Below are 22,311 nucleotides of genomic sequence, written 5' to 3'. Positions count from 1 at the left end.
TAATTTTATGTTTTTCAAAAAAAAAAGATAAAAACATTTGTTGTTTTCAATTATTATTTCTACATTTGCACTCGAAATCTAATCTCCGCACAGGAGACACAAAGTGCTTCGTATGAGGCACTTTTCTGTGTTTTCTGTGCATTTTAACCTATAATTCGTTTTTACAAGGTTTTTTCAGCATATTTTTAAACGTTCTTTTATTACATTCTGATTTTCGCTTTATACCGTTTTAATGCATCAATAAATTGTACACCTATTTATATTAATATCCAACAATAATATTACATTGGTGCAGGCGACGTATCGTTTTCACCTATTTATAATGTGTAAAAGCACAGAATAGGTCTGTAAGCATCGGTTCGCCACGCATACTTCCCCACCCCCATCATTACGTTTGACCGTGCGCTCAGTTATTTCAGTTTTCAATAAATTTCGAACACTCGAACACCAATACATCCTAACTCACAGTAGTTCACGGTTTTGAGTGGTGTTCGAAACCTTAAGATTTCAAACACCCTTCGAACACCACTCCGACTACGTGAACCGCCAGCTATCCTCAACAGGAGACTCTGATTGAGCATACATATCGAAGTATAAGTAGGGAGACTTGAGTTTATCAGACTTTTCTCAAGCCTTGATAATATTATTATCAAACGTTAGATAACACCTTTGTCAAACGTTGGATAACACCATTATCAAACGTTGGATAACACCATTGTCAAACGTTGGATAAAACCTTTTTCAAACGTTGAAAAGACCTTTTTCAAACGTTAGCCAACACTATTGCCATACATTAGACAATACCTTTGCCATACATTAGACAATAGTCTTGCTAAACGTTATCAAAAGACTGTCGATCCGTTTTATTTCTGGCTGATTTCTGAGTGGCAATTGTTATTTTGACGGATAGATCTGAGTTTTCGCAATATGTTTCCGAAATTGTGTGGTCGATGTGTGGTCGATGTTTCATGCATCGACCACACCATAAAATACTAACCAACAATACGTTGCACGCTTCTGTGGTCGTGTGGTCGAAATTTCTTAAAAACTAAAACAACTGTAGTCTGGCGCAAAGCGCCGAAGATACTCACACTCGGAAATAAAAGAAAAAATGGATTTTTTCTTTATATTTCTCTCGCTTAATCGTATCTTTGGTGCAGAGCACCGAAGATAGGCTGCACCTCGGAAATACAAAAGAAAATCGGAATTTTCTTTTGTACTTCTCTCGGTTTGCACTATCTTTGTACCCAGAAACAAAAACGCAAGAAATATGAAGAACGTAACAGAAACAATTAAGTATATCGGCTGCGACGATGCTGATGTACGACTATTTGAATCACAGTATAAAGTGCCGGAAGGCATGAGCTACAACTCGTTTGTAATCCTCGATGAGAAAGTTGCCATTATGGATACCAGCGACAAGCGCACCATGGAACAATGGAAAGCCAACCTCGCTGAAGCACTCAACGGACGTAAGCCCGACTATCTCGTGGTGCACCACTTGGAGCCAGACCACGCCAGTGGACTCGGTGAAGTGCTGGCACTCTATCCCGATATTAAAATAGTATGTTCGGCACGTGCGCTGACCATGATTCCACAATACTTCCCCGATGCAGACCTTGCCGATAAGGCTATTGCCGTGAAGGAAGGCGACACCCTCTCGCTGGGCGAACACACCTTGACATTCATCATGGCACCTATGGTACACTGGCCCGAAGTGATGGTGAGCTACGACAGTAAGGACAAAGTACTCTTCTCTGCCGATGCTTTCGGTAAGTTTGGCGTGATGGATGCCGATCCCGATGACTGGGCTTGCGAGGCAAGACGCTACTATTTTAATATCTGCGGAAAATATTGCAACCCCGTGACAACACTGTTGCAGAAGGCTGCAAAACTCGATATCCAACAGATTCTGCCTCTCCACGGTCCACTGCTGAAAGGTGAACAAATGGCTGAAGCCGTTCGTCTCTACAATATCTGGGGAAGCTACGGTGTGGAAGCAGAGGGTGTGTTTATCGCCCACGCTTCTATCCATGGATGCACCAAGGCTGCTGCAGAGATGCTGGCTGAGATACTCAAAAAGAAAGGCTGTAAGAAGGTGGCCATCTCTGACCTGTGTCGCGAAGATCAAGCAGAAGCCATAGAAGATGCTTTCAAATATGGCAAAGTGGTGCTGGCTGCATCGAGCTACGACGCCGGACTGTTTCCACCGATGTACGACTTCCTGCACCATCTGACCATCAAGACATGGCAGAAGCGCGAAGTGGCACTCATAGAAAACGGAAGTTGGGCCCCAACAGCTGCCCGTGTGATGAAGCAGATGCTGGAGCCCATGAAGGATATTACCATAAAAGGCGACACCGTGACACTGCGTGGCGTGGTGAAGCCTACAGATATACCGGCTCTTGAAGCTTTGGCTGACGCCATTTTGGCGTAACAGCCTATAGGCATCAGGCTTTTGCCAATGCCTGACGGAACTGGTTCATCAACCACTCTTTCTGCTCGGCAATCGTCATCTGCGAATTGTCGAGCAGAATTGCATCTGATGCCTGACGTAAGGGAGACACCTCACGATGGGAGTCGATATAGTCGCGTTCTTCTACATTGCGCAAAATGTCGGCGTAATCAGCCTCCATACCCTTGCCTTTCAACTCATCATAACGGCGGCGGGCACGCACTTCGGCAGAGGCGGTGACGAAAATCTTCAGTTCAGCATCAGGAAACACTACGGTACCGATGTCGCGACCATCCATCACAACTCCTTTATCCTTGCCCATCTGCTGTTGTTGCGCTACCATGGCGGTGCGAACAAATGGTAAGGCTGCGATGGGACTGACACGACTCGACACCTCCATGGTGCGGATGTCGTGCTCTACCAACTCGCCGTTGAGATAGGTGTCGGGGCGACCTGTCTCGGCATTGAAACGGAAGGAGATGTTGACATCGCCCCGGTCGATATGCTCGCGAAGGGCTTCTTCATCAATACCTTTATCGGTAAAGAGTCCGTTGCGCAGCGCATAGAGCGTCACACTGCGATACATAGCTCCCGTGTCAACATAGACGTATCCCACTTCGCGTGCCAAGTCCTTGGCCATGGTACTCTTACCACACGACGAATGACCGTCGATGGCTATCGTTATCTTCTTCATATCGTTTGTTTTTTTCGTTTGTAATTATAATCTTGATTCAAGTTTCGCAACTGAGGGAATTGATTGAAGTTAAAGAACGTTTTCGTTAAGCCAAATGAGCAGAATAAAGCTCGCTTTAATTCTGTCATGGCGAGAAAAGGTGCCATAAAATGGAAGTTATCACTCCCTACGGTCGTTCGGGAAGTTAAGAGACAATAGCCTTTTGCCGTAAGACGTAGGACATTTGTCCCTTAACTTCTCTCTAACTTCCCTAACTTCCCTTAACTTCCCCACATGCGATAGTTCAGTAATCTTGATAATTTGTTGTTAAAAACTATAGGACGCTCCCAACAGCAGCGACGAGGCTGACACATGGTAGCGAGCATACGCCACATGAAACTTGAAGCGCTCCAACTGCAGACCGGCACCACACGACAAGCCGGCGCCATGGCTGCTCTCACCATCGCCATCACTGAGACGCATCTCGCTGGGGCGACGGAAATGGTAGCCGGCAGCTACATAGACATGGTCGCCCAAGAAGACATCGGCACCGATGGTGAGGTGTTTCAGAAGCGACACATCCCAACTGTTGAGTCGTGACAACGTTGCAGAGAAGCGCAACGGAGCAGCAGAAAGGCGCTTGGAGATGCCTACTGCCACATCCAAGGGCAGATCTTCATGGGTGTCGGCATAGGTTTGGACCTGTCCACCCAGATTGCGTGCAGAGGCTGACAGGGAGATACCGTGATCTTCGTCGTAATAGTTGAGTCCTAAATCGGCAGCAATAGCCTGCGAATGGTAGCCTGCAAGATCGGAAGTGATATAGCGAAGGGTTACTCCACCACTCCACCTATCGCCCAAGAGATAAGCCAACGAGGCAGAGAGTGCTATGTCCTTGGCTGACAAATCGCCGAGGTCGGTGCCCGATGCATCCATCTGTCGCATGTCGCCATAGTCCATATACTGTGCACTCACAGCCCATGTGGCTCGTTCGCCCCAAGCCTTGACAAACGCTGCCGACGCCGTTTTCACTCCTTCCATATAGGTCATATAGTTGAGATTGAGCGTGCGGTCAGAAACATTGCTGATCAGGGCGGGATTATGAAACACCAGCGATGCGTCGTCGTCGCTAATACTGATATTGTCGCCACCCAATGCCGCAGCATGCACACTGACAGGCAAGCGGAGGAACGTATATACCTCCTGGCTTTCCTGTGCAACGGTGGCTGATGCCGTGCAGAGGCTGATGAGGGTCAGTATGACTTGCTTCATCGCTGATAATGTTTCCTGTGATTCTATTACGCAAGAATTAGAATGTCCACTTCACTGCCAATGTTGGATTGACAAAGAAGTTTTTGCCATTGTAGGTGTTGTAAACGAAGTTGTGGCTGATCTCTACCTCGGAACCTACGCTGAGATTAACGTCTTTCATGCCAGGCAGGGTGTTGAGGTTGTACCAGAACTGCGGTTCGGTGAGCATCACCAGTTGTCCATGACCGTTAGCTTTCTCTCCACGCCAGAAATCAATGAAGCCGGAGAAGGTGCAAGCCTTGTTGGCAAAAGTGATGCCCCATACACCGGTCAGCTGCATGCTATGGTAAGCGTGAGTATAGTCGTAGCTCTTGAAATAGCGCTTGTAGAGCACTTGTACGGAATAGGTCTTGGAGAAATCGGAAGAATGACCGTTCCAGGCGGGACCCAACAGGGCTGCATGCTGGAAACTACCCGAACGGTTGAGACCGCCGTCATACTCTATATGGGCTGCAAGGGGTGATCCCTTGCCAAGATTGAACTCGCGCGAAATCTCGGTATAAGCGGCCTCCATGAACTTGCGGCTGAGGTCGAAATCCACAAAATAATACCATGAACCGAAGCGGTCGGCTTTGAACTGTTCAAGGGTGAGAGTCACCTTTTGACGGCCTGCTTCCTCGTCGGAATAGATATTACGGCCAAAATCGTAGTGCAGTTGTACGTTCTGTGCCTGTGCGGCAAGGGCAAAAATAGCCACAAGGCTACTGAGAATAACTTTTTTCATTGTTTGTTATTTTTGGGTTAATAATTGTATCATCTGTCGGGCTGCCACATCGGGAGCCTTGCTGTCACCAAGTATTTGCTGCACCTGCCGGTAACCTTCGAGCATCACCTGACGTTGAGCGCCACCAGGCAGGATGGCTTCGAGTTGCATTCGGATATTGTCAACGCTGAAAGTGTCTGCCACCAATTCGGTAACGACTTCGCGATCGGCTATCAGATTGACCAGCGACACATAGCGTACCTTCAGCAGATGGCGACGAAGATAGCCAATGAGCCAAGGCAATGGAGTTTCATAACATACCACTTGCGGCACATTGAACATGGCGGTTTCAAGTGTGGCAGTACCACTGGTGACAAGGGCTGCCGTGGCTGTGGATAACAAATCGTAGGTCTGATTGCGCACCATACGGACTGCCGTGCCACGCAGAAAACGGTCGTAACAAGAGGGTTCGATGCCCGGTGCTCCTGCCAACACGATATCGTAACGGTCTGACAGATGGCGCGTGGCGGCTATCATGGCAGGCAGATTGTCTTTGATTTCCTGGCGGCGCGATCCTGCCAACAAGGCAATGACCGGACGCAAGGGCTGTTCGGCATGATGGGTGCTCTGGTATTCGCGCACCTCCTGTGCGGTGGGATTGCCCACATAATGGATGGGGTAATGGTGCTTGCCTTCAAAAAAGGCCACCTCGAAGGGAAGTATCGAGAAGAGTTCGGCTACATCGCGCTTGATATTCTTGATGCGATATTCCTTCCATGCCCATATCTTCGGGGCAATATAGTAAAAGACGGGTATATCAGTATGGCGTTTGAGCCAGGCTGCTATGTCGAGATTGAAACCGGGATAATCGACAAGGATTACCACATCGGGGTGCCACGCTACGATATCGGCTTTGCAACGGCGCATGTTCTTGAGGATGGTGGGCAGATGGAGTAATACGGGAATGAAACCCATATAAGCCAACTCACGATAGTGTTTGACCAGCGTGCCACCAGCCTGCTGCATCTGTTCGCCACCGAAAAAGCGAAACTCTGCCCGTTCGTCAAAGGTCTTGAGCGAACGCATCAGACGTGAGGCATGAAGATCACCGCTCGCCTCGCCAGCTATCAAATAGTATCTCATTCGGTCCAATTGCTCATGCGGTCCAACATATCGTATGCCGTTACGTCAATGCGAGTCGGCGTAATAGCTACATAGCCATGGTCTAATGCCCATTCGTCGGTATCGTCCGATTCGGGCTCAAGATTGGCATAATGGCCTACCATCCACCAATAGTCGTAGTTGCGGGGATGATGACACTTCTCTACTTCATTATACCAGATGCCTTTGGTCATGCGACATACCTTAACACCACGAAACGAAGGCAACTTCGGAAAATTGACATTGAGACAAACTCCTTCGGGCAAACCTTCGGTCAATACACGTGCTACCATGCGGCGAACATAAGGGCGAAGAGGCTCGAAATCGGCATCATCACGATGGTCGCAAAGGGAAAAAGCTACGGAGGGGATGGACTTCATACACCCTTCACGCACCACGCCCATCGTGCCGCTATAGTGGGAATTGACCGAAGCATTGTCGCCATGATTGATGCCGCCAAGCACCAAAGCAGGCCGACGATCGGGGCAAAGTTCTGCCATTGCCAACTTCACACAATCCACAGGAGTGCCGTTGCACGACCAAATCTCTACTCCTTCCTCCTGATGCTGCTGATGTAACGTCAGCGGTAACGTGGCAGAGAAAGCACACGAATAACCGCTACGGGCTGAATCGGGCGCACAGACCAGCACGTCGGCAAGGTCGCGAACCATCGCCACAAGACTGTTGATGCCCTTGGCTGCATAGCCGTCATCATTGGAAATAAGTATCAGTGGTTTTCTTTTATCCATGCTCTGTTATATGATTTTGTTTGCAAAAGTACTAAAAAAGGTTGATATTTGACCGATTCTCAGAGAAAATTCGTAACTTTGCAACCTATATAAATTATTTAGAGATTGGATATGGGAAAGATTATCGCACTGGCAAACCAGAAAGGCGGAGTTGGAAAGACTACTACCACCATCAATCTGGCAGCATCACTCGCTACACTGGAGAAGTCGGTTCTCGTGGTCGATGCAGACCCGCAGGCCAATGCTTCCAGCGGACTGGGCGTTGACATCAAAGAAGTGGAATGCTCACTCTATGAGTGTATCATCGACAAAGCCGACGTGCGCGATGCCATCTATACTACCGACATCGACGGACTCGACATCATACCAAGCCACATCGACTTGGTGGGAGCTGAAATAGAAATGCTCAACCTCGACAATCGTGAGCGAGTGCTCAAAGACTTGCTGGCCACCATCCGCAACGACTATGACTATATTCTCATAGACTGTTCACCATCGCTCGGACTGATTACCGTCAACGCACTTACGGCTGCTGACTCGGTCATCATACCCGTGCAGTGTGAATACTTCGCACTGGAAGGTATCAGCAAACTGCTGAACACCATACGCATCATCAAGAGCAAACTCAATCCGCAACTGGAGATTGAAGGATTCCTGCTGACGATGTACGACTCACGTCTGAGACTGGCAAACCAAATCTACGACGAAGTAAAACGCCACTTCCAAGAGCTGGTATTCAAGACCGTCATACAGCGTAACGTCAAACTGTCGGAGAGTCCAAGCCACGGACTGCCCGTCATACTCTATGATGCCGACTCTACAGGATCCAAAAACCATCTGGCTCTCGCCAAGGAAATCATCAACAAAAACAGTAATCAGACCAAACGATAATGACCGTAAGAAAGAAATACGACCGCAGCGTACTGGGAAGAGGACTCGATGACATGGGTGCAGGAAGAGGACTCGATGCACTCATCGACACGGGCAACGTACACACACAGGGTTCGTCAAACCTCAACGAGATTGACATCACTGAGATTGAACCCAACCCCAACCAGCCACGACGCGAGTTTGATCAGGAAGCACTACAAGAATTGGCCAGCAGCATCAGAGAGTTGGGCATCATACAGCCTATCACTCTCCACAAAACAACTGGCGACAAATATCAAATCATTGCAGGAGAACGACGCTGGAGAGCATCACAACTGGCTGGACTCACTAAAATTCCTGCCTATATCGTCACAGTAGAAGATGAGAACGTCATGGAAATGGCACTCGTCGAAAACATACAGCGCGAAGATCTCAATGCAATTGAAATTGCACTGGCATACCAACACTTGGCAGAAAAGGGAGGTATGACACAGGCACGCATCTCAGAGCGAGTGGGCAAAAGCCGTACCGATGTCACCAACCATATGAGACTGCTCAAACTGCCTGCACAAGTGCAAATGGCACTCAAAGAGCATGAGATTGACATGGGACATGCAAGGGCGCTACTTGCCATTGACAGCCCATCTATACAAATCAGACTCTTCAAGGAGATCCAGAAAGAAGGATACTCCGTCAGAAAAGTTGAAGAACTGGTGCAAGCGCTCAAGAACGGCGATGATATCAAAACCAGCAAAGGAAAAATTGCAGCAAAAAACAAATTGCCGGAAGAGTTCTCTTTGCTGCGCGACAGACTCTCACAATTCTTCCAAACTAAAGTGCAGATGACTTGTTCACCAAAAGGAAAAGGAAAAATCAGTATTGCCTTCGACAACGAAGAACAGCTGGAACGCATCATGAATGCACTCGACAACAGCAATCAGTAATAAACAAAGATATGTCGTGTGCAACCTGTAATGGGTTGCACACGCAATATGTCTAACAACGCTATCTATCAGTTGAAACACTATAATAACATATCAACGCTGAAATTCGCAATATGCTCGCTACTGCTGGCAATATGCACCTCGGCCTATGCACAACAGCATAAGACCATCAAAGAGGATACTGCACCAGTGGACAGCATTGACCTGATGATGGCACGCATCGACTCGCTGGTCACTGCAGACTCTATCATCAACATGACTGCCAATAAAGACGAGCGATCAATACTACAGGTGGATTCCACCAAGCGCATCAAAGCGAAACGCGACTGGTCAACATGGAGACCTGATCCACAACGTGCACTTTGGCTGGCTTTGGTACTGCCGGGAGCAGGACAGATATACAATCGAAAATACTGGAAACTACCTATCGTATATGGAGGATTCATGGGATGTATCTATGCCATGACATGGAACAACATGATGTACAAGGATTACTCACAAGCCTACCTCGACATCATGGACGATGATCCAAATACCAACAGCTACAACAAATTCCTGCACCTCGGCATGCAGATAAACAGCAGCAACGAAGAAAGGTATAAACAGATATTCAAAAGTCGTAAAGACAAATACCGCCGGTGGCGCGACATGAGCTTCTTTGTGATGGTAGGTGTCTATGCCCTATCGGTCATCGATGCCTATGTTGATGCCGAACTATCGGTGTTCGATATATCAAAAGACCTCAGTCTGAAAGTAAAGCCTACAGTCATTCCCAACCATAACGGGGGGAATCCGCTGACGGCACAGTCGCTGGGTGTGAATTGCAGCCTCAACTTCTAATTACACACCACACTCACTAAAAAGAAAGCAACAAGAAAAGGAATGAACAAAAGACTTATTAGCATATTCACCCTGCTGACCGCCTTAATCATGGGCGTACAAGCACAGGTGGTGACTACAAACGAAGAAGATACCGACGAAGAGGATGAACTCATCGTTATTGACGAAGAGGGTAAAGAGGAAATTATCGAATTTCCTGAAGCAATGACCTATGACCTCGACAGTCTGCTCAACGAGTATATGGCGAAAACATATCTCACACCCGAAGACTGTAATACAACAAATGAAAATCCTTCATATCCCACAGAGGTGTTTGTCGAACGCCTCTACAGGCTGCCTACCGTCATGGAAATGGCACATAATGAGGTAGTGCAACAGTTTATCGACAGATACTGCACCAGACTCAGACGCACTATAGGCTATGCACTTGGAGCATCCAACTTCTATATGCCTATCTTTGAAGAGGCACTCGATCTCTACCAGATACCACTCGAACTACGCAATCTGCCTATCATAGAATCGGCACTCAACCCCAAAGCCGTATCAAGAGTGGGAGCAACAGGACTCTGGCAGTTTATGCTCACCACAGGAAAAACATACGGCCTGCAGGTCAACTCACTCGTTGACGAACGTCGCGACCCCATCAAGGCTTCGTTTGCTGCTGCACACTATCTGAGCGATCTCTATAAGGTGTTTGGCGACTGGAACCTCGTCATCGCTGCTTACAACTGTGGACCGGCTAACGTCAACAAGGCAATACAAAGGTCTGGAGGATCAAAAGACTATTGGCAGATTTATCCCTATCTGCCAAAAGAAACAAGAGGTTACGTGCCGGCTTTCATAGCTGCCAACTACATGATGACCTACTACTCGAAGCATAACATCTGTCCGATGCACAGCACATTGCCTGCACAAACAGATACAGTGATGGTGGCGCGAAACATCCATCTGCAACAGATTGCTGGGGTGTTGGGAATAGACATCGAACAGCTTCGAGCACTCAACCCGATGTATCGACGCGACGTGGTACCCGGTGCCACACAGCCATACGCCATCAGACTGCCACTGGCTGACGTCAACCGATTCATCGAAATGGAAGACTCTATCAGCAACTATAGGGCAAGCGAACTGCTGACTAACCGCATGCAGGTGGAGGTTAACGATGATGTGCCTACCTACTATCATAAGAGCAAACGCTATGTGAAGAGCCGAAAGTGGCGCGTCACAAGACGCTCCCATATGCATCGCGGATCAAAATCAAAAGCACGACGTGGCAAGGCAAGGCACAGCAAGAAACGCAGCAAGGCACGCAGCAGAAGACGCAGATAAGACACTGCACCAATAACGATTCTTCCCTATATATATAAATAAGGTATAGTATTCACCTATAATTGGCAAACGACAATGGACGAGGACATCAAAAACAAGGAAACAGCCGACAATGAATTGATTAACGGAGCCTTCCAACACTTGTTGGATACGTATTTGGCATCACGTCACCGCAAGAAAGTGGACATCATCACGAAGGCTTTCAACTTTGCAAGACAAGCACATAAAGGTGTCCGCCGACTGTCGGGGGAACCCTATATCATGCACCCTATCGCCGTAGCACAAATCGCATGCGAAGAAGTGGGACTCGGTTCTACAAGTATATGTGCTGCATTGCTGCATGATGTGGTGGAAGATACAGACTACACCACCGAAGATATAGAAAACATCTTCGGCTCAAAGATTGCACAAATTGTTGATGGACTGACAAAAATCAGTGGAGGTATATTCGGTGAACAGGCTTCGGCACAAGCTGAAAACTTCAAGAAACTCTTGCTCACTATGAGCAATGACATCCGGGTCATACTCATCAAAATATGCGACCGACTGCACAATATGCGCACACTGCAGTCGCAACCTGCCAACAAACAATACAAGATTGCAGGAGAAACACTGTATATCTACGCACCATTGGCGAACCGTTTGGGACTGAACAAAATCAAATCGGAACTGGAAAATCTGAGTTTCCAGTATGAACATCCCGACGAATACAATAGCATCAAGGCTAAACTCGCATCTACAGAAGCATCACGCCGAGAACTCTTCGACCAGTTTACAGCTCCTATCGAAGAGGCACTCAAGAAGATGGGTATCAAGTATGAAATCAAAGAACGCGTCAAAACACCATATTCCATCTGGAATAAGATGCAGAATAAACATGTGACCTTCGACGAAATCTACGACATACTGGCAGTGCGCATCATCTTCACACCTGAGAAACGTGAGGAGGAGGTCAACGAATGTTTCAACATCTATGTTGCTATCTCTAAGATATACAAGTCGCACCCAGACCGATTGCGCGACTGGCTCAACCACCCAAAGGCCAACGGATACCAAGCACTCCATGTCACCCTGATGTCAAAACAAGGACGATGGATTGAGGTGCAGATTCGCTCCGACCGTATGGACGAAATTGCAGAACAGGGATTTGCCGCACACTGGAAATACAAAGAGGGCGAAGAGAACGAATACACTGAAGATGAGAGCGAACTCAATGAATGGTTGCGTACCATCAAGGAAATTCTTGACGACCCACAACCCGATGCTATGGATTTCCTCGATGCTATCAAACTCAATCTCTTCGCATCGGAAATCTTTGTGTTTACACCGAAAGGCGAAATCAAAACGATGCCTGCAGGATGTACAGCACTCGACTTTGCATTCAGCATACACACCTTCTTAGGCTCTCACTGTATTGGCGCAAAGGTAAATCATAAACTGGTACCGCTGAGCCATAAACTCAACAGTGGTGACCAAGTGGAGATCCTGACATCGAAATCACAACACGTACAACCTTCGTGGATCAACTTTGTATCTACCGCCAAGGCAAGAGCTAAGATACAAGCCATACTCAGACGTGACGGCAGAGAGATGCAGAAACAAGGCGAAGAAATACTCAATGCCTTCCTGACCAAGAACGAGATAGAGAATACCGCTGCTACCATTGATAAACTCGCTGCGTTCCATGAAGTGAAAAACCGCGAGGAACTGCTTCAAGCACTGGGAGAGAAGACTATTCTGCTGGGAGAAAAAGACCTCGACGAACTGCACGGCAAGAACAATCCAAGCACTATAAAAGGTTGGCGACGACTCGTACCGTTCCTCGGACGTAGCAAGCAACAGAAGAAAGAGGATACCACACAACAGGAATTCTTTGTGGTTCCAGAAAACTTCAACCGCAAGAAACCAATCTATATCACCGACGACAATATCGGACAATATAAGTTCCGACATTGCTGCCACCCTATTCCTGGTGACGATATCCTGGGATTCATCGACAACAAGCACCGTATCGAAATACATAAGCGTGCCTGTCCTGTGGCTGCTAAGCTCAAGACCAGCTATGGCAACCGCATACTCGATGCCAAATGGGATATGCACAAGAAACTGTTCTTCGACGCATGCATCCGCATACAAGGTATCGACCGTGTCGGTATCGTTATGGATATCACAAGCATCATATCCTCACAACTCAATGTCAATATCCATAAATTCTCTATTACCAGCGAGGAAGGTCTCTTCGACGGATCTATCGAACTGCGCGTCCACGACAGAGAAGATGCCAAGATTATCATGGATAAACTCAAGAAGATTGAGGACGTCAAAGACGTGTCACAGATTATGTGATCGTCGGTATGGACTATAACTGAACATCAAACTGCTATACAACATGAAAAAACTAATCTGCATGATTTATGCCTTATGTGCCGTAGTCGGTATGGAGGCCAAAGAGAATTTTGACAACCCAGACACCATCGTAGTGGCACGTGATGGTACGGGACGCTTCCGCAATGTGGCAGAAGCTATCGAGGTGTGCCGCGCCTTTATGGACTATCACAAAGTGATTTATGTCAAAAAGGGTATCTATAAAGAGAAGCTCACCGTTCCACAGTGGCTCACCAATATAGAAATATGTGGAGAAGACCGAGACAATACCATCATCACATGGGATGACCATGCCAACGTATATCTACCAGAAATCGGTAAAGGCATGGGAACTTTCCGTACCTATACCTTGCGCATAGGAGGTAGTCATATCACTTTGAAGAACATTACCATCGAGAACAATTCTGCACGACTCGGACAGGCTGTAGCCCTACATACCGAAGGTGACTGCCTGCTTTTTGTCAACTGCCGATTCTTGGGACATCAAGACACCATCTATACAGGTAATGCCAGCACACGCCTCTATTTTTCCGGATGCTATATAGAAGGTACTACCGACTTTATCTTCGGTCCTTCAACAGCATGGTTTGAAAACTGCGACATCTACTGCAAAGCTAATTCATATATCACAGCGGCTTCAACGCCAAAAGAGGTGACCTACGGTTACATCTTCAACAACTGTCGCATCACTACAGCACCCGATGTAACAAAAGTATATCTCGGACGTCCATGGAGAGACTATGGCTATACACTCTTCATGAACTGCCAGTTGCCTCAACAGATACGTCCAGAGGGTTGGCATCATTGGCGCGAAGAGGCTAAACAGACCGCACGTTACATGGAATACAACAACCAAGGTGAAGGTGCTGCCACCGGCAAGCGTGCCACATGGAGCAAACAACTCACCAAGAAGGAAGCACAGAAAATCACAGTGGCTAATGTCTTTGCTCGCAACGACAACTGGACGCCCCTACCCTAAAGCTAACGGAGGGATAGTGTGACAGAGTCCGAGCTTTTCCGTCATAATCATTACTATCAATATCAATTACTTATCAAAAAAAACTATGACTATGCACAACGTGTTTTCAGCGGCTTGCCGCTTGTTCATGGCCTTGTTCTTAATGGCCATGCCTCTGTCATCACGTGCTGAAACACCGCTATGGTTGCGTTTCTGCGCCCTGTCACCAGACGGACAGACCATCGCTTTTTCCTATAAAGGCGACATTTTTACAGTGGGAACTAATGGTGGCAATGCCCGTCAGCTAACGACCAACAGTGCCTATGATGCTTATCCGGTATGGAGTCCTGACGGAACAAACATTGCCTTTGCCTCTGCACGCGAAGGTAGTCTCGATGTCTATATCATGCCGGCTACCGGCGGAACGCCTACCCGACTCACCACACATAGTGGCAATGAGATTCCATTGGTATTTAGCGATGCACAACACGTACTCTTTAGTGCCAATATGATGCCTGCCGTTTTGTCGAGCCAACTCGCAAGCAGCACCTTCCCTCAGGTTTATGAGGTCAGTACTACTGGCGGACGTCCACGACTCTACTCCACCATCACCATGGAACAGCCAAGCATCAATGCCAATGGCGATGTGCTCTATCATGATGTGAAAGGATATGAAGACCCATTCCGCAAACACCATGTGTCGGCTATTACTCGCGACATCTGGTTGCTCTGCAAAGGACAATACACCAAGCTGACTTCCTTCCGTGGCGAAGACCGCAATCCGGTATGGGCTCCCGATGGTCGTTCATTCTATTATCTGAGTGAGAAAGACGGCACTTTCAACGTATGGAAGCGCAATACCGATGGCAGTGGCGAACAGCAACTGACCCATCATACCAAGAACCCCGTACGATTCCTTACTGCTGACAAGAAGGGCACTTTGTGCTATGCTTATGACGGCGAAATCTATGTCATGCAGAACGGACAGGAACGTAAGGTCAATATCAATATCACAACCGACAACAACGACCGTAGCGTAGTGCGCAGAATACTACATTCTGGTGCAACAGAGATTTGCCTTTCTCCCAACAACAAGGAGATTGCCTTCATTCTCCATGGCGATGTCTATGTGACAGCCATCGACTACAGCACTACTCGTCAGATTACAGATACTCCAGAACAGGAGCGCGACCTCTCGTTCTCACCTGATGGACGCAGCATTGCTTATTCTTCTGAGCGCAATGGAGTATGGCAGATCTACCGCACTACACTGACAGAGAAATCAGAGTCACAGTTTGCCTATAGCAGCAATCTGACAGAAGAACGTCTCACCGACGGACAAAATATTTCACAACAGCCAAAGTACAGTCCCGATGGTAAACAACTGGCATTCTTCGAAGACCGTGGCGACCTGCGTGTACTCGACATCGCCAGTCGTTCGGTACGCACCGTGCTCGATGGAAAATATCAGTGCAGCTATACCGATGGCGACCTATGGTTTGAATGGAGTCCCGATAGCCGTTGGTTGTTGGCAAGCTATATTGGCAACGGTGGATGGCATAGTCCCGATGTAGCACTAGTTGATGCTTCAGGTCAGAAACCCGTATTCAACCTGACCAACAGCGGTTATAGCGACGACAATGCTCGGTGGGCATTGGGTGGTAAAGCCATCATCTACCAGAGCGACCGTGCCGGTTATAGAAGTCATGGCAGTTGGGGAGCTGAAAGCGATGAATACATCATGTTCCTCGACCAAGAAGCCTACGAGCGCTTCCTAATGAGCAAAGAGGAGAAGGAAATCTACGATAAGAAGCAGGCAGAAGCTCGCAAGGCAAACAACAGCCAGAGCAAATCTGCAAAAGCAAACAGCAAAAACAACAAGAATAGCAAAACCGACAAGGGCACTCAAAAGCCTGCCGTCAAACCATTGGTATTCGACCTTGACAACTGTCAGGACCGTATCATCCGTCTCACCGTCAACTCAAGTCATCTGGGCGACGCCATACTCAGTCCTAAGGGTGACACGCTCTATTATCAGTCACGCTTCGAAGACGGTTACGACCTCTGGTGTCATAACCTCCTTGAAGAAAAGACCGAACTGGTAATGAAGAATGTGGGCTATGGCAATATGCAGGCTGACGCTTCATTCAAGCACATCTATCTGTTGTCAAGAGGCATCAAGAAACTCGACCTTGCGAAAAACAAGAAAGAGACTGTCGAGTTTGATGCACCATCCAACTATCGTGGCTATGAAGAACGCCAATATCTGTTCGACCACACTTGGAGACAAGTCAAAGAGAAATTCTACGATCCCGAACTGCATGGTGTTGACTGGGAAGGCTATCGTGACATCTATGCACGTTTTCTCCCACATATCAACAACAACTACGACTTCCGTGATATGTTGAGCGAGATGCTCGGTGAACTCAATGGTTCACATACTGGTGCACGTTACCGCACTGCTGGTGCCACATTGAAGACTGCAAGTCTCGGAGTGTTCATCGACCAGCAATATGACGGCGACGGACTGCGCATCGAAGAAGTCATCAAACGCAGCCCATTAGCACTTCATGGTTCTGAAGTAAAGGCAGGATGCATCATCGAGAGCATCGATGGTCATGAAATCAAAGCAGGTGCCGACTACTTCTGGATGCTCGACGGCAAAGCAGGAAAGTCTGTCCGCCTCAGCATCTACAATCCCCGTAACGGACAGCGTAAGACCATCAATGTGAAAGCGATTAGCCAAGGCCAACTCCAGACTCTGCTCTACAAACGTTGGGTAGAACACAACGAACACTTGGTAGATAGCATTTCCGGTGGACAGGTTGCTTACGTGCATGTAGAATCTATGGACAGCGAAAACTTCCGCAAGGTATATAGCAAATTGCTCAACGACAAGAACCGCAACCGCAAGGCTGTAGTTGTTGACGAGCGCCACAATGGTGGAGGTTGGCTTCACGACGACCTCTGCACCCTGCTCAGCGGAAAACTCTATCACAACTTCGTACCACGTGGCAAATATGTGGGACGTGACCCACTCAACAAATGGGTAGCTCCCTCTTGCATCTTGATGGATGAAGACTGCTATAGTAACGGTTCGGGATTCCCTTGGGTATATCGCGAACTGGGCATTGGCAAACTCATCGGTACACCTGTGGCAGGTACAGCTACCAGTGTATGGTGGGAAACCCAGATGGACCCCACCCTCGTTTTCGGTATTCCGCAGATTGGTAAGAAGGATATGCGTGGCAACTATATGGAAAACCAAGAACTCTTGCCCGACATCGAGGTTTACAACACCCCCGAAGATTTCATCAACGGTCGCGACCCACAGTTGGAAACTGCTGTTCGTGAGATGATGCGTCAAGCAGGATTGTAGGATTCCATCCACAAATACCTATAAATATATTACGCCCCAACTCCTCTATGGATTGGGGCGTTTTTCAATTTCAACCGGTCATAATCATATTGAGTTCACCCAATTCGACCATTAGGACTCAATATATATATGTATTCAAACAAAAAGAATTGTTCATGAGGATTTATATTCAAACAAAAGGACCATCTCAAACAAGATAGTCCATTTGTTTTTTCAGTGCTTGCAATTCCGTTCGGATATCAATCAACCTGCTTAATACATCAGTTTTGTTGGCAGTACCTCGTTTGTTGGAATTGAGAATTTTCTTGGCTGCAGCAATCTTAAAACCGCGCACCTTCACCAGATTATGTATTGTGCGCAACAGATCGATGTCGCTTTGCTGATACTGTCGTATCTTTGCCGGTCCCGAAGTTTTTGGTTTGAGCGTAGGAAATTCAGTTTCCCAGTAGCGCAATGTGCTTTCGTTAACGTCAAACATAGCCGCCACTTCGCGGATAGAATAATACATCTTCAGATTCTTGTTCAAGTTGAGTGCCATAATCGTATCGGTTTATTTCTTTGCAAAGATACGATTAAGTGAGCGAAAAACCAAATTTATTTGAGGTTTTCCGAACGTGAGTATCTTCGCAACTATGTTGCAGAGATACGATTAAGTGAGCAAAATCCAAAAGAAAAACACGTTTTTCTTTTAGATTATCGAACGTGAGTATCTAAGAGGCAACGCCTCAAAGATACGATTAAGTGAGCGAAAAACCAAATTTATTTGAGGTTTTCCGAACGTGAGTATCTTCGCAACTATGTTGCAGAGATACGATTAAGTGAACAAAAAATCAAATTTCCATGCCATTCTAATATTATGATATGCTCCTAAAATATGTAAAAAAACGGCACACGGTTTTAACCAATCTTTGCAAACTAACATTTTTTTGTTAATTTCATGTTTTATCTTACGATTTCATGCTTTCACCATTGATTTTCTACCTTATTCGTGGAATTTTTCATGATTTATATAAAAAACATCATATAATATTTGGTAATTAGAACAATTTACTGTACTTTTGCACCATGTTAATTTGTAAAAAGAACTTAAATAGGAACAAAAATAGTTATTCACGATCACACAACGCTTGTCATTCGAGACAACACAAAATAGTTATTCAGAGTATAATTTAGTGATATGTTTAATTTTTAATCAAAATGAGAGTTTTTATGGAAAAGAAACTGCTTATCTTGTTGGTCAATATCTTCCTTCTATGTGGAGGAGTGTTGGCACAGACAAAAGTAACAGGTACCGTAGTATCTCAGGAAGACGGTGAACCAATCATCGGTGCTTCGATCATTATTCAGGGCCAGCGCTCAGGAACAGTGACCGATGCTGATGGTAAGTTCAGTCTTTCAGTACCTGCAGGTAAAAAGATTAGTGTCAGTTACATTGGTATGGAAACACAGACACTGGCTCCTAAAGCCAAGATGTCTATCAGCCTTCGCCCCAGTGCAGAGCTGGAAGAAGTGGTTGTAACTGGTATGCAGAAGACCGACCGTCGTCTGTTTACTGGTGCTACCGACCGTGTGAATGCCGAGGATGCCATTCTTAATGGTATCGCCGATATCTCGCGTTCACTGGAAGGTCGTTCTGCTGGTGTATCTGTACAGAACGTCAGTGGTACCTTCGGTACAGCACCAAAGATTCGTGTACGTGGTGCCACCTCTATCTACGGTTCCTCAAAGCCACTGTGGGTAGTTGACGGTGTTATCATGGAAGACGTAACCGACATTGACTCTGATGCATTGTCATCAGGTGACCCAGAAACCCTTATTTCTTCAGCCATTGCTGGTTTGAACTCAGATGATATCGAGTCGTTCCAGATTCTGAAAGACGGTTCTGCCACCTCTATTTATGGTGCACGTGCCATGGCCGGTGTGATTGTAGTAACCACCAAGAAAGGTAAGGCAGGTACAGCACACATCAACTATACTGGTGAATTCACCATGCGTTTGAAACCTACCTATGGTAACTTCAACATTCTGAACTCTCAGGATCAGATGGGTATCTATCGTGAGTTGTACGATAAAGGATGGTTGAACCTCAGCAACACACTGAATGGTAGCGACTATGGTGTATATGGTAAGATGTATGAGTTGATCAACACCTACAATCCATCAACCGGCGCTTTCGCTTTGGCTAATACTACAGAGGCCAAGAATGCCTATTTGGCAAATGCAGAGTTCCGCAACACCGACTGGTTTGACGAGCTTTTCTCTACCAGCATCCAGCAGAACCACTCTGTCAGCATGAGCGGTGGTACAGCCAAGTCAAACTACTATGCTTCAGTCAGTGCCATGACCGACCCAGGATGGTACAAGCAGTCAAAGGTTGACCGCTACACCTTGAACATGAACGTGAACCACAAGATTCTCGACAACCTCTCACTGAACATCATCGGTAGCGGTAGTTACCGTAGTCAGCGCGCTCCTGGTACTCTGAGTCAGGACGTCGATGTTGTATCAGGTAATGTAAAGCGTGACTTCGATATCAACCCATACTCTTATGCGTTGAACACTTCACGTGCACTCGATCCCGACACCTATTATCATAGTAACTATGCAGCTTTCAACATTCTGCACGAATTGGAAACCAACTTCATCGATGTCAACTTCCTCGATGCTAAGTTCCAGGCAGAGTTGAAATACAAGCCCATCAAGGATTTGGAGATTGCTGTACTTGGTGCTTTGAAATACACCACCACTTCACAGGAATATAAGATTCTCGACAGCTCAAACCAGGCAGAGGCTTATCGCGCTATGGACAACACCATCATCCGCGATGCCAACAAGTACCTCTATACTGATAAAGACGTACTATACTCTCTCCCTATTTCTGTACTGCCCGAAGGTGGTATGTACAAGCGCACCGACAACCGCATGCGCGACTACAACTTCCGTGCAACAGCCAACTACGTACATACCTTTGCCGACATCCACTACGTAAACCTGTTCGGTGGTATGGAGACAACCGAAATCCAGCGTTCAAGATCATGGTTCAACGGTTGGGGTATGCAGTATGCTAAGGGTGAAATTCCTTACTACACCTATCAGTTCTTCAAGAAGAGCTTGGAAGAGAACACCGACTACTATTCACTTTCAAACACCAACTCACGTTCGGCAGCCTTCTTCGCCAACGCCACCTATGGTTACGACAACCGTTATGTGTTGAACGGAACCGTTCGTTATGAAGGTTCAAACGCCATGGGTAAGAGCCGTTCTGCTCGTTGGACACCGACTTGGAACATTGCAGGTTCATGGAATGTTGACCAGGAGAAATTCTTCAAAGCATGGGAGCCAACCATTTCCCACTTGAAACTGAAGGCCAGCTACTCTCTGACCGCCACACCTCCTCCCACATCTTATACAAGTTCAACCAACGTATTCAAGGCTTTCAACCCCTACCGCATCTTCACCAGCGATAAGGAAACTGGTATCCAGCTTTCAGACCTTGAGAACAGCGAATTGACTTATGAGAAGAAGAACGAGTTCAACTTCGGTGTTGAAGCAGGTTTCTTAAACGACCGCATCAACGTATCGTTTGATATCTATACTCGTAAGAACTATGATGAAATCGGTCCTGTTGCCACACAGGGTATCGGTGGTCAGATTATCCGCTGGGCCAACGCAGCCGACATGAAATCACATGGTGAGGAACTCTCTATTTCTTCTACCAACATCAAGTTGAAGGACTTCAGCTGGATCACCTCTTTGGTTTATTCTCACACCAAGACCAAAATTACCAACTTGGCAAGCCAGGACCGTGTGATTGATATGATCACCAACTTCGGTGGACGCCGCGTAGGTTATCCCGTACGTTCACTGTTCTCTATCCCCTTCGCAGGACTTGATGAAAACGGTCTTCCTACTTTCTACAACGAAGCAGGAGAAATCACCACCGACAACATCAACTTCCAGGAGCGCGACAAGGTTGATTACCTGAAGTATGAAGGTCCTACCGATCCTACCGTACAGGGTTCTTTGGGCAACCTCTTCAAATATAAAGGTTTCACCCTGAACCTCTTCATCACCTACTCATTTGGTAATGTAGTTCGCCTCGATCCTGTATTCTCAGCCACTTATAACGACCTGAGTTCTATGACCAAGGAGTTCAAAAACCGCTGGATGGTTCCTGGCGACGAGAAGAAGACCAACGTACCTGTCATCTTGAGTTATGCACAGTACACCAACAACTCACAGTTGCGTTATGGTTACAATGCCTACAACTACTCAGATGTACGCATTGCCAAGGGTGACTTCATCCGCATGAAGGAAATCTCTCTGCAGTATGATTTCCCCAAGAATTGGATTAAGCCTCTGACCAACCTCTCTCTGAAGTTGCAGGCCACCAACCTCTTCCTCATCTATGCCGACAAGAAGTTGAACGGTCAGGATCCTGAGTTCTTCCGCTCTGGTGGTGTATCAGCTCCTGTGCCCAAGCAGTTCACTGCAACTCTTAAAGTTGGCTTCTAATCAAGGTAATGGAATAACGAAACAAACAAAAGAACAACA

The 22,311-nt window shown here is 46.9% G+C and carries 15 protein-coding genes; 9 read left to right on the top strand and 6 right to left on the bottom strand.

Going from position 1 to position 22,311, the window contains the following annotated elements; all coding sequences use genetic code 11:
* The first annotated feature begins 1,270 nt into the window (after nucleotides 1-1,270).
* The gene (locus CIK90_RS01190; RefSeq protein ID WP_094464115.1) at nucleotides 1,271-2,437 is read left to right on the top strand and encodes an FprA family A-type flavoprotein; all 1,167 of its coding nucleotides are present in this window, start codon (nucleotides 1,271-1,273) and stop codon (nucleotides 2,435-2,437) included.
* Nucleotides 2,438-2,450: 13 nt separating this feature from the next.
* Here CIK90_RS01190 and cmk read toward each other — a convergent pair whose 3' ends face one another.
* From cmk to surE, 5 genes are all read right to left on the bottom strand, one after another.
* The gene (gene cmk, locus CIK90_RS01185) at nucleotides 2,451-3,149 is read right to left on the bottom strand and encodes a (d)CMP kinase (RefSeq protein ID WP_094390527.1); all 699 of its coding nucleotides are present in this window, start codon (nucleotides 3,147-3,149) and stop codon (nucleotides 2,451-2,453) included.
* A 306-nt stretch (nucleotides 3,150-3,455) separates the two neighbouring features.
* On the bottom strand, nucleotides 3,456-4,400 hold the full coding sequence (porQ, locus tag CIK90_RS01180) for a type IX secretion system protein PorQ (RefSeq protein ID WP_094434202.1): 945 nt from the start codon (nucleotides 4,398-4,400) through the stop codon (nucleotides 3,456-3,458).
* 37 nt (nucleotides 4,401-4,437) lie between these two features.
* Entirely contained in the window at nucleotides 4,438-5,163 is a 726-nt protein-coding gene (locus CIK90_RS01175; protein ID WP_094390529.1) for a DUF5020 family protein, read from the bottom strand.
* A gap of 6 nt (nucleotides 5,164-5,169) precedes the next feature.
* Entirely contained in the window at nucleotides 5,170-6,285 is a 1,116-nt protein-coding gene (gene lpxB, locus CIK90_RS01170; protein WP_094434204.1) for a lipid-A-disaccharide synthase, read from the bottom strand.
* Entirely contained in the window at nucleotides 6,282-7,052 is a 771-nt protein-coding gene (gene surE, locus CIK90_RS01165) for a 5'/3'-nucleotidase SurE (RefSeq protein ID WP_094434206.1), read from the bottom strand. Before surE ends, lpxB begins: the two co-directional genes overlap by 4 nt.
* 111 nt (nucleotides 7,053-7,163) lie before the next feature.
* On the opposite strand from surE, the gene CIK90_RS01160 reads away from it, so the two are divergent.
* The 7 genes from CIK90_RS01160 (at nucleotide 7,164) to CIK90_RS01130 (ending at nucleotide 17,757) form a co-directional block, all read left to right on the top strand.
* Nucleotides 7,164-7,943, top strand: coding sequence for a ParA family protein (locus CIK90_RS01160; RefSeq protein ID WP_094390532.1), 780 nt, complete (start codon nucleotides 7,164-7,166; stop codon nucleotides 7,941-7,943).
* The gene (locus CIK90_RS01155; protein WP_094390533.1) at nucleotides 7,943-8,866 is read left to right on the top strand and encodes a ParB/RepB/Spo0J family partition protein; all 924 of its coding nucleotides are present in this window, start codon (nucleotides 7,943-7,945) and stop codon (nucleotides 8,864-8,866) included. The genes CIK90_RS01160 and CIK90_RS01155 overlap by 1 nt, the downstream gene beginning before the upstream one ends.
* 48 nt (nucleotides 8,867-8,914) lie before the next feature.
* Nucleotides 8,915-9,706: a DUF5683 domain-containing protein gene (locus CIK90_RS01150; RefSeq protein WP_254046240.1), complete on the top strand. Its 792-nt coding sequence runs from the start codon at nucleotides 8,915-8,917 to the stop codon at nucleotides 9,704-9,706.
* 42 nt (nucleotides 9,707-9,748) lie between these two features.
* Nucleotides 9,749-11,035: a lytic transglycosylase domain-containing protein gene (locus tag CIK90_RS01145; RefSeq protein ID WP_094464114.1), complete on the top strand. Its 1,287-nt coding sequence runs from the start codon at nucleotides 9,749-9,751 to the stop codon at nucleotides 11,033-11,035.
* A 75-nt stretch (nucleotides 11,036-11,110) separates the two neighbouring features.
* Nucleotides 11,111-13,381: a bifunctional (p)ppGpp synthetase/guanosine-3',5'-bis(diphosphate) 3'-pyrophosphohydrolase gene (locus CIK90_RS01140; RefSeq protein ID WP_094464113.1), complete on the top strand. Its 2,271-nt coding sequence runs from the start codon at nucleotides 11,111-11,113 to the stop codon at nucleotides 13,379-13,381.
* 43 nt (nucleotides 13,382-13,424) lie between these two features.
* Nucleotides 13,425-14,399: a pectinesterase family protein gene (locus tag CIK90_RS01135; protein ID WP_094434210.1), complete on the top strand. Its 975-nt coding sequence runs from the start codon at nucleotides 13,425-13,427 to the stop codon at nucleotides 14,397-14,399.
* Between the two features lie 85 nt (nucleotides 14,400-14,484).
* Nucleotides 14,485-17,757: a S41 family peptidase gene (locus CIK90_RS01130; RefSeq protein ID WP_254046239.1), complete on the top strand. Its 3,273-nt coding sequence runs from the start codon at nucleotides 14,485-14,487 to the stop codon at nucleotides 17,755-17,757.
* A gap of 187 nt (nucleotides 17,758-17,944) precedes the next feature.
* Here the strand turns inward: CIK90_RS01130 and CIK90_RS01125 are convergent, their stop codons facing one another.
* Nucleotides 17,945-18,295 (bottom strand): MerR family transcriptional regulator, encoded by a 351-nt coding sequence (locus CIK90_RS01125; RefSeq protein WP_094434214.1) that lies wholly within the window; start codon nucleotides 18,293-18,295, stop codon nucleotides 17,945-17,947.
* A 671-nt stretch (nucleotides 18,296-18,966) separates the two neighbouring features.
* Here CIK90_RS01125 and CIK90_RS01120 point away from each other — a divergent pair.
* Nucleotides 18,967-22,272, top strand: a complete 3,306-nt coding sequence (locus tag CIK90_RS01120) for a SusC/RagA family TonB-linked outer membrane protein (protein WP_094464111.1) — start codon at nucleotides 18,967-18,969, stop codon at nucleotides 22,270-22,272.
* Nucleotides 22,273-22,311: the final 39 nt, after the last annotated feature.

The organism is Prevotella sp. P5-126 (genome assembly GCF_002251185.1).
Taxonomy (GTDB): domain Bacteria; phylum Bacteroidota; class Bacteroidia; order Bacteroidales; family Bacteroidaceae; genus Prevotella.
Note: the sequence above shows the minus strand (reverse complement) of the source record. Positions and strands in the feature narration are given on the sequence as shown.